Annotated in this window: 10 protein-coding genes; 3 read left to right on the top strand and 7 right to left on the bottom strand. The window is 69.5% G+C overall.

What is annotated here, in order from left to right; all coding sequences use genetic code 11:
- Positions 1-24: 24 nt before the first annotated feature.
- The 3 genes from meaB to D7W81_RS08030 are packed head-to-tail and all read right to left on the bottom strand — an operon-like array spanning position 25 to position 5074.
- Complete coding sequence (gene meaB / locus D7W81_RS08040) at positions 25-1008, bottom strand: methylmalonyl Co-A mutase-associated GTPase MeaB (protein WP_120554749.1); 984 nt, start codon at positions 1006-1008, stop codon at positions 25-27.
- The gene (gene scpA / locus D7W81_RS08035; protein ID WP_120554748.1) at positions 1005-3191 is read right to left on the bottom strand and encodes a methylmalonyl-CoA mutase; all 2187 of its coding nucleotides are present in this window, start codon (positions 3189-3191) and stop codon (positions 1005-1007) included. The genes meaB and scpA overlap by 4 nt, the downstream gene beginning before the upstream one ends.
- Positions 3191-5074, bottom strand: a complete 1884-nt coding sequence (locus D7W81_RS08030) for a methylmalonyl-CoA mutase family protein (protein WP_120554747.1) — start codon at positions 5072-5074, stop codon at positions 3191-3193. The genes scpA and D7W81_RS08030 overlap by 1 nt, the downstream gene beginning before the upstream one ends.
- 342 nt (positions 5075-5416) lie before the next feature.
- On the opposite strand from D7W81_RS08030, the gene D7W81_RS08025 reads away from it, so the two are divergent.
- Positions 5417-5770 carry a hypothetical protein gene (locus D7W81_RS08025; protein ID WP_120554746.1) on the top strand — a complete coding sequence of 118 codons (354 nt, stop codon included), beginning with the start codon at positions 5417-5419 and terminating at the stop codon, positions 5768-5770.
- Positions 5771-5830: 60 nt separating this feature from the next.
- Here the strand turns inward: D7W81_RS08025 and D7W81_RS08020 are convergent, their stop codons facing one another.
- Positions 5831-6679: an NAD(P)H-binding protein gene (locus D7W81_RS08020; protein ID WP_120554745.1), complete on the bottom strand. Its 849-nt coding sequence runs from the start codon at positions 6677-6679 to the stop codon at positions 5831-5833.
- Positions 6676-7107 (bottom strand): nuclear transport factor 2 family protein, encoded by a 432-nt coding sequence (locus D7W81_RS08015; protein ID WP_120554744.1) that lies wholly within the window; start codon positions 7105-7107, stop codon positions 6676-6678. Before D7W81_RS08015 ends, D7W81_RS08020 begins: the two co-directional genes overlap by 4 nt.
- Positions 7108-7201: 94 nt before the next feature.
- Here D7W81_RS08015 and D7W81_RS08010 point away from each other — a divergent pair, with 94 nt between their 5' ends.
- Entirely contained in the window at positions 7202-8167 is a 966-nt protein-coding gene (locus D7W81_RS08010) for an AraC family transcriptional regulator (RefSeq protein WP_120554743.1), read from the top strand.
- Positions 8168-8223: 56 nt separating this feature from the next.
- Positions 8224-9582, top strand: a complete 1359-nt coding sequence (locus D7W81_RS08005) for a glycoside hydrolase family 26 protein (protein WP_120554742.1) — start codon at positions 8224-8226, stop codon at positions 9580-9582.
- Between the two features lie 56 nt (positions 9583-9638).
- Here D7W81_RS08005 and D7W81_RS08000 read toward each other — a convergent pair whose 3' ends face one another.
- Together D7W81_RS08000 and D7W81_RS07995 are read right to left on the bottom strand one after the other, a co-directional pair.
- Positions 9639-10046 (bottom strand): hypothetical protein, encoded by a 408-nt coding sequence (locus D7W81_RS08000; protein ID WP_120554741.1) that lies wholly within the window; start codon positions 10044-10046, stop codon positions 9639-9641.
- Between the two features lie 70 nt (positions 10047-10116).
- Positions 10117-16128 (bottom strand): RHS repeat-associated core domain-containing protein, encoded by a 6012-nt coding sequence (locus tag D7W81_RS07995; RefSeq protein WP_120554740.1) that lies wholly within the window; start codon positions 16126-16128, stop codon positions 10117-10119.
- Between the last annotated feature and the right edge of the window lie 78 nt (positions 16129-16206).

Below are 16206 nucleotides of genomic sequence, written 5' to 3'. Positions count from 1 at the left end.
TTGCCCGTTGGACGACGCGGCCTGTCAGGCCTGCGATTGGGGCAGGAACGCGCCCAACACACGCAGTGCGGCGGAGGTGGGCGTCGCGCGTCCTTCGCGTACGGCCTGCTCCAGCACCGGCACCAGGGCGGCCACCTCGGGGTGCGCCCGCAAGGCCGCTCGCAGACCGTCGTGCACCATGGCCCACATCCAGCCCACCTGCTGCTGGGTGCGCCGGTGCAGCAGCTCCCCGGAGGCCTCGCGCTTGGCGACGACGTCCTCCACGGAGGCCCACAGCGTGTCGATGCCGGTGCCCTCCATGGCGCTGCACGTGGTGACCACCGGCTCCGCGCCGGGGCGCATCAGGTGCAGGGCGGCGCGGTACTCCGCGCGGGCCCGGGTGGCACGCGGCAGGTTGTCGCCGTCCGCCTTGTTGATGGCCACCATGTCCGCGACTTCGAGGATGCCGCGCTTGATGCCCTGCAGTTCGTCCCCGGCGCCCGCGAGCATCAGCACCAGGTAGAAGTCCACCAGGTCCGCGACCACCGTCTCGGACTGGCCCACGCCCACCGTCTCCACCAGCACCACGTCGAAGCCCGCGGCCTCGCAGAGCAGCAGCGTCTCCCGCGTCTTGCGCGCGACACCGCCCAGCGTGCCGCTGGAGGGGCTGGGCCGGATGTACGCGGACGTCTCGCGCGCCAGCCGGTACATGCGCGTCTTGTCGCCCAGGATGCTGCCGCCCGTGATGCTGCTGGACGGGTCGATGGCGAGCACCGCCACCTTGTGGCCGCTTCCCACCAGGTGCATGCCCAGCGCGTCGATGAAGGTGCTCTTGCCCACGCCCGGCACGCCGCTGATGCCCACGCGGCGGCTCCTGCCGGTGTGGGGCAGCAGCTTCGTCAGCACCTCCTGCGCGAGTCCGGCGTGGCGCGGGTGCTCGCTCTCCACCAGCGTGATGGCGCGCGCGAGCACCGCCCTGTCGCCCGCGCGCACGCCGTCCACGTAGGTGTCCGCGGGCAGCAGCTTCACGCCGCCTCCTGCTCGGCGGCCAGCTTGTCGAGCAGCTCGATGGCGGCCTTCGCGATGACGGTGCCCGGGCCGAAGATGGCGGAGGCGCCAGCGGCGCGGAGCGCGTCGTAGTCCTGGGGCGGGATGACGCCGCCCACCACGACCATGATGTCCTCGCGGCCCAGGGCCTTGAGGGCGTGCTTGAGCTGCGGCACCAGCGTGAGGTGGCCCGCGGCCAGGGAGGACGCGCCCACCACGTGCACGTCGTTCTCCACCGCCTGGCGCGCGGACTCCTCCGGCGTCTGGAACAGCGGCCCGATGTCCACGTCGAAGCCCAGGTCCGCGAACGCGGTGGCGATGACCTTCTGCCCGCGGTCGTGGCCGTCCTGGCCCATCTTCGCGATGAGGATGCGCGGCCGGCGGCCGAAGCGCGCCAGGAAGTCATCCGCCTTCGCCCGCGCCTCCATGATGCCCTGCGCCTGTCCCGCTTCCGCTGAGTACACGCCCGTCACCCCGCGCACCGTGGCCTCGTAGCGCCCGTAGACCTTCTCCAGTGCGTCGCTGATCTCGCCCACGGTGGCCTTCGCCCGCGCCGCGTCGATGGCCAGCGCCAGCAGGTTGCCCTCGTTGCGCCGGCCCGCCTCGGTGAGCGCGTCCAGGCGGCGGCGGACCTCTTCCCCGTTGCGCTCCGCGCGCAGCTCGCGCAGGCGGGCAATCTGCGACTCGCGCACGGCGGAGTTGTCCACCTTGAGGATTTCAATGTTGTCCGCGCGCTCCGGTGGGTACTTGTTCACGCCGATGATGGCCTGGCGTCCGGAGTCGATGCGCGCCTGCGTCCGCGCGGCGGCCTCTTCGATGCGCAGCTTGGGCAGGCCCGCTTCAATGGCCTTGGTCATGCCGCCCAGCGCCTCCACCTCCTGGATGTGGCCCCAGGCCTTCTGCGCCAGCTCGTGGGTGAGGCGCTCCACGTAGTAGCTGCCGCCCCACGGGTCGATGACGCGCGTGGTGCCGCTCTCCAGCTGGAGGTACAGCTGGGTGTTGCGAGCGATGCGCGCGCTGAAGTCCGTGGGCAGCGCGATGGCTTCATCCAGCGAGTTGGTGTGCAGGCTCTGGGTGTGGCCCTGCGTCGCGGCCATGGCCTCCACGCAGGTGCGCACGACGTTGTTGTAGACGTCCTGCGCGGTGAGGCTCCAGCCGGACGTCTGGCAGTGGGTGCGCAGCGCCAGGCTCTTGTCGCTCTTGGGGTTGAAGCCCTTGATGAGGCGGGCCCACAGGAGGCGGGCCGCGCGCATCTTGGCCACCTCCATGAAGAAGTTCATCCCGATGGCCCAGAAGAACGACAGGCGCGGGGCGAACGCGTCCACGCCCAGGCCGGCGGCGAGGCCCGCGCGCACGTACTCCACGCCGTCCGCGAGCGTGTAGCCCAGCTCCAGGTCCTGCGTCGCGCCGGCCTCCTGCATGTGGTAGCCGCTGATGCTGATGCTGTTGAAGCGCGGCATCCGCTCCGCCGTGAACTTGAAGATGTCCCCGATGATCCGCATCGAGGGGCCGGGCGGATAGATGTACGTGTTGCGGACCATGAACTCCTTGAGGATGTCGTTCTGGATGGTCCCGCTGAGCTGCTCGGGCTTCACGCCCTGTTCCTCGGCCGCGACCACGTAGAGCGCGAGCACGGGGAGGACGGCGCCGTTCATCGTCATCGACACGCTCATCTGGTCGAGCGGGATGCGGTCGAACAGGATGCGCATGTCCTTGATGGAGTCGATGGCGACGCCCGCCATGCCCACGTCACCCGCGACGCGCGGGTGGTCGCTGTCGTAGCCCCGGTGCGTGGCCAGGTCGAACGCGATGGACAGGCCCTTCTGCCCGGCCGCGAGGTTGCGGCGGTAGAAGGCGTTGGACGCCTCGGCCGTGGAGAAGCCTGCGTACTGGCGCACCGTCCACGGCTGCTGCACGTACATGGTGGAGTAGGGGCCGCGCACGAACGGAGGCAGGCCCGGCAGCGAGCCCAGGTGCGCCACGCCCTCCAGGTCCTCGCGGGTGTAGAGCGGCTTCACCGGGATGCCCTCGGGCGTGTCCCAGGCCTCCGCGGCGCGCGTGGCCTGGCTCGCGTTCGCGCGCTGCTTCTCGACAGCCGGCGCGGGCGTCTGGGTTTCGGGGGCGTCGAAGGCGACGCGGGAGAAGTCCGGAACGGTGGGGCGCATCAGGCCACTCCCAGTTGCGTGTGCAGCGTCTTCAGGAGCTGGAACAGGTCCGCCCCCGCGTAGAGGAAGAGGTCCACGCCGGCCGCGCGGAAGGCGGCCTCGTGTTCACCGGGGCGGCCCGCGACGGCGACCGTGCGGGCGCCCTTCGCCTTGAGGGCGGCGACGTAGACAGGCACGGCCTCCGGATAGAGCGCATCCGGGCCGGAGAGGACGGCGAGCGTCGTGCCCGCCTTCGCGAACAGCTCCGCGGCGGCGTTCGCGTCCGCGAAGCCGTGGTGCTCGTCGGGCTCGATGCCGCCCACGGCGAGCACGTTGGAAATCCACGTGGAGCGCGCGGTGTGCTCCGCCACGGTGCCCAGGTTCGCCATGAAGGCGCGGGGACGGACGCCGTGCGCCGCGTGGTGGCGGTCGCTCGCGTCGCGCAGGGACTCGAAGGCCTCCGCCACGCGGACGGGCTGGGGAGGCGTGACGGCACCTTCACCCTGCGCGGACGCGGCCGGACGGGCCTCGCGCTGCACGGGGGCTTCGTGGAGGTGGGGGAACTCGCTGACGCCCACGATGGGGAGCTTGCGCGTGCGCACGGCCTTGTCGCGCGCGGTGCGCGTCTCCGTGAGGACGCGGGCCACGTCGCCCGCCGCGATGGCGCGGGAGAGACCGCCCAGCGCTTCGATGCGCTGGAGCTCCGTCCAGGCCGCGCGGGCGAACTCGCCGGTGAGCTGCTCCAGGTAGTAGCTGCCGCCCGCGGGGTCCGCGACGCGGTTGAGGCTGGACTCGTCGCGCAGGATGAGCTGCGTGTTGCGCGCGAGGCGCCGGCCCAGTTCGTCCGGCGTGCCCAGGGGCTCGTCGAAGGGGGAGGTGCTCACGCTGTCCGCGCCCGCGACGACGGCGGCGAAGGACTCCGCGGTGCCGCGCAGGATGTTCACCCACGGGTCACGCCGCGTCTTGGTGGCGCTGGCGGTGCGCGCGTGCAGCGCCATGGCCTGCGACTCCGGCGCGCCACCCGAAGCGGCGACGACCTTGGACCAGAGCAGCCGCGCCGCGCGCAGCTTGGCGATTTCGGGGAAGAACTGGCCGCCCACGGACAGGGCGAACTGCATGGACCGCGCGGCGTCTCCCGGGGACACGCCCGCGCGCTCCAACTCGCGCAGGTACTCCACGCCGGTGGCGATGCTCCACGCCAGCTCGTGCACGGACGTGGCGCCCGCGTCCGCCCAGGGGCGCGACGACACCAGCAGCGCGCGCAGGCCCGGCGCGTCCTTGAGCAGCGACGTGACGATGGGCGCGGCCTCCGCCAGCGTGCGGGCCACGTCCACCTTCGCGGCGCCATGGCGCGCGAGCGCCGCGATGGGGTCGATGCCCAGGCTGCCGCGCAGGGCCCCCTTCGCGGCGCCGGCCTTCTTCGCCAGCACCTCCAGCAGCAGGGAAGCGGGGCGGAGCACGTCCGCGGCCGGCTCCAGGTGCACCGGCGTGCGGTCCAGGGGCACGTGCGCGAGCAGCCGCGTCAGCGTGGCCTCGTCCTTCACTTCCAGGCCGTGGGGCGCGTCCAGGAGCAGCCAGACGCCCTGCGTGCCGCGCTCCAGGTCCTCGCGGAGCGCGTCGGCGGTCGCGGCCAGGTCCGGGCCCGCGTACTCCTGGCACAGCAGCCAGCCGCCCTCGGTGTGTCCCAGGGGCTGGGTGCCGCGCACGTAGGGCGCGACGCCGGGTGGTTCGGAGGGCGCCGGGGCGTCCTGGGGCGTGTAGAGGGGCTGGAGGGACAGGCCGCCTTCAAGAGGCGACTGGAGCACCGTGAAGGGCTTGCCCTTGAGGTCCTTGTCCACCAGCCGGCGCCACTCCTCGACGGAAGGGGGCGGGAAGTCCGCTGCGGTAAGAGGCACGTCAGCCATGCCCCTCCCATAGGCGCATTGCCCGCCCGGGGCAACGGAAGGGTGAAGCGGCTGTCCAGCGGCCTCCGCCCGGTGCCGTCCCGGGGCGGACGCACCGTGTCATCCGCGGGCGTGCGCTTTCACGGAGCGCGCGCGTTCGCCTGTGGACAGACAATGGGACCGCGGGGTGATGAACCTGCGGGCGGTTCAACACGGCTGGTTGAATGGCTGGAAATTTACAGATAGTACAATTAAATCAAATTAAGCGGTTTTGACGCGTATTCATGGTCTTGGTAGGGATCAGGTGTTCCGGGACTGCATTCCCAACAACCCGGGACATCACCCCTGCGTGGAGGCGATGTGATGAAGCGTCAGAGCCTGTTCCTGGCCTTGTTGGTGTTGCCGCTGCTGGCGTGCGGCGGCGTGGACGTGGCGTCGGAGGATGTGACGCCGGATACGGAGATGGGCAGTGTGGAGTCGCAGCTGCAGCCCAACTGGGCGTCGTGCAGCGGTGACGCGGACTGCGTCTCCAACCGCTGTGGCTGCAACGGGGGTACGAGCCGCGTGTGTCTGCCGGGGCCGTCGTATCCGAAGCAGTGTGGCAACTGGACGGCGTGCACCAGCGATTCCCAGTGCACGTCCAACTGGTGCGGCTGCAACGGCGGACAGGTGAAGACCTGCCTGCCGAACAGCAGCTATCCGAAGACCTGCACCTGAGCCGTCCGCGCCGCCGTCCGCCAGCCGGGCGGCGGCGCGTTTGCCGGAGAGGGTTCGGATTCAACGCCAGACGCTGGCGTGAGCCCGGACGAATGACCCGAAGTCGCGCGGCGCCCGCCCGGTCACCCGGAGCACGGTGTCCGTCACGCGGTCCTCGGCTCCGTCGCGGATGAGCCCGTCGAGCATCGTCAGCAGGCGCGCGTACGTGTCCGGCATGCCCCCATCCCGCAGGTGCCGCCGGGCTTCTTCCGGGCTCGCGTGCACGTGCCGGATGGGGCGGTTCCACACCCGCGACAGGTGGGCCGCGACGTCGTCGTAGCTCAGCGCCTGGGGCCCGGTGATGACGTGCGCGGTGTCATGGGACACGTCATCCGCGAGCGCCCGGACGCCCACCGCGGCGATGTCCGCCGCGTCCACGAACCCCACGCGCCCGTCGCCCGTGGCCGTCGTCAGCGTGCCGTCGCGCTGGAGGCCGGCCGCCCAGTGGTGACGCGGGTCGGTGAAGTTCTGCATGAACCAGGATGGCTGGAGGACGCACCACTCCGGCGCCTGCGTGCGCAGGAGGTGATGCACCTGTCCCAGCCCCGGGCCCCCTTCTGCAACGGCGGAGGCGGAGAGCAGGACGACGCGCCGCACACCCCCGGCGAACGCGCGCTCGAGCACGGGAAGCATGAGGGCGGAAGGGTCCTCCACCAGCGCGGGGGCCAGGACATACATGCGGTCCACGCCTTCCAGCGCGGCCCCATGCGTGGACGGATCCGCCCAGTCGAAGCGGACGTGCTCGGCCGCGCTGACGGGCGGTCGCGTGCCGCGCGTGGCGGTGCGCACCGTGAGGCCCTCCGCCGTGAGCCCCTCCGCGATGGGACGTCCCGTGTTGCCGGCCGCTCCGATGACGAGGACGCGCGTCATGGCTGCTCCCGGGTGAAGGACTCGAAGGTGCCCCGGGGCGCGGCCAGCGGGTTCCAGTATTCGCGGTAGTGCACGATGCGGCCCTCCCGCACCTGCACCCGCATCACGTAGTCCTGTGCGTAGGGGATGCTCCCGGGTTGCAGCGTCGCGGTGCCGTGCACCTCCAGCCAGCCCGTCGTTGGATCCACGCTCGGGTAGCGCTGGACGTTCGTGAACGTGAGCCCCTGGAAGTGCTGGGTGATGGGGGCGAAGTAGGCGCGGATGGCGTCGATGCCCTCCAGCCGCGAGGACGTGCCGAGCGAGGGGGCGTAGGGAAACTCGACGACGGCATCCTCCGCGAACAGGGCGAGCCAGCGTTCGACGTCCGTGGCGATGAGCGCGAGGTGCGCGTCCATCAGCCGGAGCAGGTCAGGGGGAGTGGGGTCCATGTGCGGCCTCCAGCAAGAGGTGATGGACCAGGAATAGGCCTCCCGTTATGGACGCTCCATGTCACTGCGTCCAAAAGAACTGTCTTCGAGTCCAATGCCTCCGGACGAAAAGACCGACGTGGTCTCCGACGTGCTGGAGACGCTGCGGTTCAAGACGCTGCTCTTCGGCCGCTTCGAGCTGGGGGCTCCCTGGGCGCTGCGCCTGCCCCGCAAGGCCAACGCGTCCTTCTACGTGGTGGCGCGCGGAAGCCTGCGCCTCCAGGTGGAGGGCACGGCGAAGCCGGTGTTCCTGTCCGCCGGGGACGTGGTGCTGCTGCCCCGAGCGCCCGCGCACGTGCTGGATGACGGCAGCCGCCGCGCTCCCGCCGCGAGTGACTTCATTCCGTCCCGGTTGTTCCGCCCACCCCACCTGCGATTGGGTGGAACAGGGCCGCTCACCACGCTGGTCACCGGCTGCTTCCAGTTCGGCGTGGACCCCACGCATCCGCTGCTGCGGGCCTTCCCCTCCATCGTCCGGCTGTCCACGCAGGACGGGCAGGGGACGCCCTCGCTCGCGGCCACCGTGCAGCTCATCACCGCGGAGACCGCCACGCCGGGACCGGGCAGCGCGCTGGTGCTGGGGCGGCTGGCGGATGTGCTGCTCGTCCATGCGCTGCGGGCCCAGACGGCGCTGGCGGGAGCGCGGCAGGCGGGATGGAAGGCGCTGGCGGATCCCGCCATCGGGAACGCGCTGTCGCTGATGCACGAACAGCCCGGTACCCCATGGACGGTGGAGCGGCTGGCGCAGTCCGTGGGCGTGTCCCGCTCCGGGTTCGCCGCGCGCTTCCACGCGCTGGTGGGCGAGACGCCGCTGCACTACCTGGCCAACTGGCGGATGATCCGCGCCGCGCGTTGGCTGCGTGAATCCACCGACAGCCTGGACACCATCGCCGAGCGCGCCGGCTACGAAAGCGCGCCCGCCTTCAGCAAGGCCTTCAAGCGCCGCTGGGGCGTGGGACCCGGCGCGTACCGGCGGGCTCCCACGGACAACGAACCGGCCCGGGTCTCCATTGACACGTAAATGGTAATTCCTGGTGATTCGGAAATAGCTTCTTTCCCCCTCCAGGAGCCCGCTCCATGCATTCGCGCCTCAAGCGCCTGTTCGTCTCCGCCTCCGTGGTGTCCACGCTGTGTGCCGGCCTGAGCGCCGCGGCGGATCCGCTGACGGGCGTGTACCGGGGCGAGGTGTACTCACAGCCCAACACGGTGAACGCGTACTCCACCTGGCTGGGCTTCGACGTGAAGATGGGGCAGGGGCATCAGGCGAAGGACTCCTGGGGCAACATCGAGAACCCGGGCTGGCAGCTGGGCTCGTGGCGCACGTGGGTGAAGGCGAAGGCGGGGCGGCGCTTCAACTACTCGGTGGCGATGTTCCCCAGCGGCCAGGGCACCCTCGCGTCGTGCGCGGCGGGTGCGTATGACCAGCGCTTCAAGAACCTGGCGTCCAACCTGGTGGCCTACGAACTCCAGGGCACCATCATCCGGCTGGGCTGGGAGTTCAGCGGCAGCTGGATGCCCTGGTACTCGGGCAACGGCCAGCAGGCGAACTTCGCCGCGTGCTTCCGCCGCATCGTGACGGCCATGCGCACGCAGCAGCCGAACGCGGGCTTCGAGTTCGACTGGAACCCGAACTACGACATCTCCGCCGCGGACCTGAGCGCCACGTACCCGGGCGACGCGTACGTCGACTACATCGGCCTGGACATGTACGACCAGGGCTGGAACGGCGCCTACCCGATTCCCGCGGGCTGCGCGGGTTCGTGCGCGCTCACGCGGTGGCAGTCGGTGTGGAACGCGCAGTTCGGTCCGGCGCTGGCGAAGTTCAAGACCTTCGCCCGGTCCCACAACAAGCGGCTGTCCGTGCCCGAGTGGGGCGTCAACGACGCGGCCACGCACGGCGGCGGGGATGACACGTACTACGTGCAGCAGATGCTGGCGTTCATCTTCGACCCGGCGAACAACGTGGGCTACCACTCGTACTTCGACATCCAGGCGGCGGACGGCCACCACCAGCTGTCCAGCGCGGACAACACCGGCGGCAACACCTTCGTCACCGAGTTCCCCAACGCCGCGGCGGCCTTCAAGAACTTCTACGCGGGCCAGAACCCACAGCTGTCCACCACGAAGGCCTCGGTGAGCCCGGCGACGGTGACGCGCGGCCAGTCCTTCAACGTGACGGGCACCGTGACGTCGCCCACCGCGCGCACGCTGGTGCTGAAGTATGAGATCCGCAACGCGGCCAACTCGGCACTGGTGACGTCCGCGCAGTACGTGAACCAGGCCTTCACGGCGGGCCAGACGCGGAGCTACACGTCCGCGTTCACCCTCCCCACGTCGCTGAGCGCGGGCACCTACCGCGTGGACACGCTGGTCTACACGGCGGACTGGTCCCAGACGCTGCTGTACCGCAACGACACGACGTTCACCGCGAACTGAAGCGAAAGACGGCGCGGCCCGCCGGAGACAGGTTTCCTCCGGCGGGCCGGCGTACTTCAGGAGACGACGGTCGCCAGGGCCTTCTCCAGCGTATCCGCCCACTCCTGCAGACAGGAGGGGTCGACGATGAACGTGACCTCAACGCGGTTCTTCACGCTGGAGTAGTACAGCGTGAAGGCGGGCTTGCCCGGTCCGCAGCGCATGTCTTCGCGCATCCCGACCTCCATCGTGAAGGTGGCTGCATGTCCCTCGGGTTCCAGGTCGACGCTGAAGTCCTCCGGAGCCGTCTGCCAGCGGCGCAGGTGGCCCAGCAGTTCATCCATGCGGTCTCGTGACACGACCACCTGGAACAGCTGGAACGCGTAGTCCTCCATCACCTCGTCAGGAGGGCTGCCATCGCGGTTGAACGCGTCCCCCTTGCTGCGCAGTTCGAGAACCAGGCATGGCTCTTCACGGATGCGCACCGGGCGAAGGAGCGTTCCCTCCAGGCGGTCGTCGCCTTCATTGGAGGGAAGCCGGAACGTCCTCGAAAGCCTATCGTCTTCTCGGCTGTCCATTGCTTCCTTTGGCGACACGGGAATGTTCCTCCTTGGAACTCACGTTGCGTTCACCCGTTTTGTGCCGCTGCCCTCGTGCGGCCTTGGGGTCCACCTTGGGAGTCTCGGCGGCCGGCTTGGTATCAGCCGCTTTCCTCTTATCAGGGTCAAGGTTCGCATTCGGGCCTTCGTAATGCGCGATTGCCGCGCTGATGCGGGTGCTGACCGCTCCGGGACTGTAGGGCGTCCCCGGGACGGCCGGACGGCTGGGAGAGAGGTCCGGCGCAGCTGCCGGCGCTTCCTCGGTGGTCACGGATGCATCGTCGGTGGCGGCGGTTTCCCCGGCTTCCGAAACGGTGGCCGCCGGCTCCTTGGCGGCCTCCGCCATCGCCGTCCCGAGCTTCTCACCCACGTAGATGGCGCCGATGGTCGCGACCGAGGCCACCGCCGCCGCCGCCGCCGCTTCGCACACGCCCGACACGCAGACGCCCACCAGGATGAGGGGGATGATCTCCCCCGTCGGGTCAGTGAATGCGATCGGGTTGGAGTTGCCATAGGCGTAGGCATTGACGCCCAGCCCCTGCTGCGCAGCATTCAGGATGTACAGGGACGAGCCGAGCATGGGGTCCGCGCCCAGGTATCGGCCCAGCTCCGGGTCGTAGAACCGGTTCCAGTTCTCGAAGAGGTCCGTTTCCGAGTCGTGGTACTGCCCGGGGTAGCGCAGGGGCGTCCAGACCGGGGCGGCGCCGGACTGGAATCGCCGGTACTCGTAGCTCGCCGTCAGGCCGGTGGAGTCCTGCCTGGGGAACGGGTTCTGGAAGGAGAGATTCAGGGTCCCTCCCGCCTCGGTGTTCGCCCAGGGCGTGCTGAGCCGTACCCCGCTGCCGGAGGAGAGGGTGGCCGGCACACCGTTGTCATCCGTCGCGACCGTGCCGTCGCTCCGGGTCAATGTCAGCTTGCCGCCGCGCCGCAGATCCAGGAAGGCCCAGCGTGCGCGGACCTGGGTCGTCATCGCCGTGGAGGCCGGAGCCTGCATGGAGGCCATCACGGTGTTCGGCCGCGCCTGATTGGGAATGGCCGCAACGAGCGTGGTGCGATTGACGTGCCCGAAGGGGTCGTAGTCGCCCACCCCCGTCACGCGCCGCTGCGAGTCGAGCGCAAGGACGGGCTTGCGCAGTCCGTCCGAGACCAGGAAGTAGACACCGCAGGGCGCGGACTCCCCGTTGCGGGGGCAGTCCCCGGCGAAGTCCTCCTCACGGTACTGGTGCTCGTAGAAACGGCTCTTGACGAAGGCGACCGGCCGGTTATCCAGCCAGATGTATTCGTCATGGACGCCATCCGCGGTGGCCGGGTCCAGGCTCGTGTTGCCCCAGTCCTCCAGCAGGCGGGTCTCGTCGTAGAAGAACTCATCCTCGACAACCGCCGTCGAGGAACTGAGGGCGTAGCGTTTGAGCCGCCGGCGCCCGAAGGCATCGTAGAAGTACTCGTAGATGCGCCCGTCGCTGTCCGTCACCTGGCGGTAGACCGCCCCGACCGCCGCGTTGGCTCCGGTCGTGGACGCATCCAACGTCAGGGTGTTGAAGGGCGTCCCGGCCGTGTCGCCCAGGTTCTTGTAGGTCGCGACCTGCTGGACCCGGCCATCCGTGTCATGGGCATAGCGCTGGGTGACGGAATAAGGCGGCGCACAGAGTCCGCCCGTGCACTGCTGTCCGTCCAGGACGCGCGATCCCAGCCAGTCCACCCTGCCGTTGAAGTTTCCGTACTCGGTCGAGAACCGCCAACCGTCCTGCACGGCCACGGTCCGGTTGCCGCGTGCGTCGTACTCATAGGCGCGGCTGGTGAAGGAGCCTCCCGACAGGGACGAGGCTGCCGGACGGTGCGCTGCTTTCAGCTGGAGCCGGGCGTCGTAACCCGGCTGGCCGCTGCTCTTCTCCGTGTACCGGATGGAGCTGGGGGCCACATTGCCTGACTCCAGCAGGCAGGTGTCCTCCTGGAGCACCTGGTCCGCCTTCCAGGTGTAGACGCGCTTGAAGATGCCGCCCAGCGCGCTGCCACCTTCCGTCCCGGAGACGGTCAGGGCCGCCAAGCGCCCGGACGTGTCCGTTCCTCCGGTGAACGCGGTGCCGTTGCACAGGGCGAGTGGCTGGTTGGCCCCGCCTGTGTGGAATTCGACGCGGGCCTTGTTGGCTCCCGAGGGGGCCTGGGAGGCGACCATCACGTAGGAACGGATGCCTCCGAACGGCTCCCAGCGGATGTCCTCCAGGAGCGGCTGGGTCTGGTTCCAGCCCGCTCCGTCCCACAGCGTGATGCCCAGCCCGGAGACCTGATGGGGCCTGCCCGTCGCCGGCGCCGGATACTGATAGGAGATGGTCCGGCCGCCCGGGAGGGCTTCCGAAAGCAGCCGCCCCGCGCCGTCGTAGGTGAGGAAGCGATTGGGAGACGTGGGCTCGTGCACCGGGTTGCAGCTCTGGACCCTGGGCGCGGTGCCCGCGCTGGCGCGCGTCCGCCACTGCCCGATGACCCGGCCATGGACGTCGTACTGGTACCAGGTGTCCCCGAACGAGTCGGTCAGCACCTGGGCCCGGCCCATCGACAGGGCCGGATGGCTGGCGCTGCTGCCCGGGCACTGCGACGCGGACGGCGCCTGCTGATCATAGACGTAGGAGAAGAGGGTCTCGCGCTGCTCGGCGCCCTCGATGTACTGGACCGACTCGTTCTGGAGCAGTCGTCCGAGGGCGTCATAGCTGTACTCCAGCCACTGCCCGGTGGCGCTGGCGCGCATGGCGGGCGTCTGCTTGCGCACCACATGCCCCTGCGCGTCGTAGCTGAACTGGTAGAGCCCGCGTCCCGCTGCGTCTGGCGTTCCATCCGCCCAGGGGGCAACGACCTTGACGACGTTGCCGAAGTCGTCGTGCTTGTACTCCAGGACGGGCTGGCTGCAGGACGCGCTCCGGCCGCACCCCTGCTGAATGGTGCGGACGTTGCCCGCCACGTCGTAGGTGATTCGCGTGCTGACCGCGGCTCCGGTGCTGGAGGTGGTGTCCAGGGGCTCGAGGAACTGGTTGAGGCGGTTGAGGCGGTCGTACGCGAAGGCCTTGCAGTGCGGGCTCTTCGGCTGGCGCGGCGCTCCCGGCAGCGTGCTGGCCGGATCAAAGCCGGCGCAGAGCGCGGCCGGGGCCGCGGCGCTGGGCTGATAGGGAAGGCCCAGGCCCACCCGGTTGCCCTGGCTGTCGAACAGCCTGGTCTGGGCGTAGACGGTGTCCTGGCCCGGCGTCGAAGGATTGGCGGCGCCCCAGGATTCGAAGGTCTGCCTCCCCAGCGGATCGCCTTCGTAATAGCGCGTGCTGCGGATCTGCCCCTGCCCGTCGCGGAACGTCTCGCTCCGGAGCTTGCCCAGATAGTACGTGTAGTCAACCCGTTCGCTGGCCACGGCACCGTCCGGCGTGGCGGAGGTGGCCTTCCACTGCAACAGGGCGCTCTTCACGCCTCCACGGCACCCCTGGCCCGGGGTCGTTCCCGTGCGGAAGCAGAGGACCTCGTAGCGACCGTCAGGGTGCTTGACGTAGTCGCCGTGCGCCGCGTCGTCATAGCCGTATTCGATGGTGCTCTGCAGCGCGGTGCCCACGGCGGCGGTGGTCTGGACCAGACGCTCCCCCTCGTAGACATATTCGGTGATGACGCCATTGGGGTCCGTCTGCCGCAACAGCCGGCCTCGCGCGTCGTAGGAGTCGAAGCGCGTTTCGACAGGGGTTGAGCCACAGCCGTTGGGATAGACGCGCTTCGCCTTCATTCGGCCCGCGCGAGCGTCGGGTGTCGTCTCCGCCCAGTAGTCGTAGACGGTGATGGGGACGAGCCCTCCATTGTTGCAGGTGGGAGACCCGACTCCGAGCACGCTGCAAGGCCCCATCACGGTCCGGACGCGGCCCTGGGGGTCCGAGGTGCCCGGGGCACCACAGACGTCCTGGGTGCGGTAGTAGGTGCCCACCGACCGGGGCAGCCGATACCAGGCGCCGCTCGCGAAGTTCCAGGTGAACCCGGAGCGGGTGATGCCCGTGAGCCGGTTCGTCGCCGGATCGTACAGACGCTTCTCGGTGGTCGTCAGCGAAGCCAGCTCGTCACTGAAGGTGGAGGGTGCTGTCTCCGTCTCCAGGAGCTGCTCTCGCGGGTAATAGAGCCCCAGGCCGCCCGCCGAGCCATAGGTATAGGTGTACTCCCGCTGCTGGAGCGCCGCGCCGCCGTCCGGCTGCTCCGCGCCCAACATCACCCGCCGGAGTTCCGCCGGGGGAAGGTAGCCCGCCGCATTCACGACCGGATTGGTCGAGACCTGGGCTTGATAGACGGTGTAGCTGCCATTGGGGTTGAGCGTGTGGGTGGGCAGCTCGATGACTCCCACCCGCTGGGAAAGCGGGATGCTGGTCCAGCCCCAGGCACTGTGCACTCCACCCGGCTCGGTGCCGGGACAGTTGCTCTCGCAATGCACCGACGTCTGGGAGTTCCGCAGCAGCGGGCCCTGGTCGCCGTCCGGCTCCATGCCGGCCAGCAGCATGTTGAAGCTGCGGTCGACGGCCGTGACGGTGGTTCCGCTGCCATCCCCCACCTGGGGGGCGAGGGTGGTGAAGCGCTGCGTCTGGGCCGCGCCGCACGGAGAGGTCTGGCTGAGCGAGAAGTGGCCCGGAGCGCAGCCGTTGCCTCCGACGGAAACGGTATAGGCCTCATAGGGATTGATGCTCTGGGAGACGTAGAGTTCGCCCGGCGCGCCTTGTGAGAGCACCTGCTTGACCAGCGAGACGCCGTCCTCGCGCACCTCCCAGGCCGGGGCTCCGTTGGGCAGCTGATAGAGATAGTCCAGCACCCGGCTCGTGACGGGGCCCCCGGCGCGGTCCGGCCAGAGGGCCTGGGACAGGAGGCCCGCCTTGTTCTCCAGGTACGTGTAGCGGACCGCATCCTGCTCCACGCTGCCATCACGCCCGACGATGTCGACGGAGCGCAGGACGCACTCCTCGGTGAGGCCGTTCAGCTCGGCCGGCGCGCGCGTTGGCAGGGACTGATAATGGAAGACCAGCTGGGAGCCACTGGACGCCAGGGCAGACTTCAGCAGGGGGAGGTTCGCACCCAGGGGCGTGGTGGTGGCGCTGGTGCACTCCGCTCCGGGGAGCGCGTAGGTGAGTCGCGCCGCGCGGCGGTGGCAGGAGAGGACCTGATCCGAGCCCGCGTCCTCCTTGCCCTCCGCCGCGCATGCCTGCTCGTCGTATTGGAGCGGTTCGATGTAGCTGAGATAGTAGGCGCCACTCCAGATGATCTGCTGGGACCGGTAGGGGAGGTCCTGGATGACGTACATCGACCGGAGGTCGCGATAGTGGAAGCGGCCCTGCGGGGTGTGGACGATGAAGCCGTTGCCCTTCTTCTGGAGCTTCAGGACCTGCTCGGACTCATTGCTTCCGAAGCAGGAGTCCGTCTCACAGGCGCGGAACGACTTCTTCGTGCCGGCCGGGCCACCATGGAGGTCCCAGTAGTGGGCGTCCTCGCAGACCTGATCGCGGCCTTCCCCGATACAGTCTGAATTGGTGTTGACCCGCAGGAGGATGAAGCTGTGGAGGCCGTGCCACCACTGGAGCGAGGCGCCCGTTTGCGAGCCCTGCGCCGAGGAGTGGCCGAACGGGGCGGGCAGCTTGTGCGCGGGCCGCCCCTCCCGCCAGGCGTTGTTGGCGCCGCTATAGGTGCGCTCCAGGGAGACGCCACCAAACGCGCCGGCGAGCTTCAGGTCGGTATGGGAGTAACCGGGCCTGAGGGAGCCAAGGGGGACGGGGCTTACCGGCGACTCACCGAACTGGGTGGGGCCGCCCAGCGGAGGCATGGGATTGAGGCTGGCCTGGGCTACCTTCTCGTCGATCTCCTGTTCCGTGAGGGCTTCGCCGCCACCGAGGGCGAAGGCGGCGGCGCCTCCGAGGATGAGAAGGCTGGCCGAGAGCCAAAGGCCTCGGCGTCTCAATGCTGATTCGAGCTGTTTCATGGGATGTCGTGTCGGAACGTCATGAATGGGCAATGCCGGGCGAGGCCCTGCGGGAAGGATGGGATTGGGGGTCAGGGG

This window comes from Corallococcus aberystwythensis, from assembly GCF_003612165.1.
GTDB lineage: Bacteria > Myxococcota > Myxococcia > Myxococcales > Myxococcaceae > Corallococcus > Corallococcus aberystwythensis.
The sequence above is the reverse complement of the archived record's forward strand: the minus strand, read 5'-3'. Positions and strand labels throughout refer to the sequence as shown.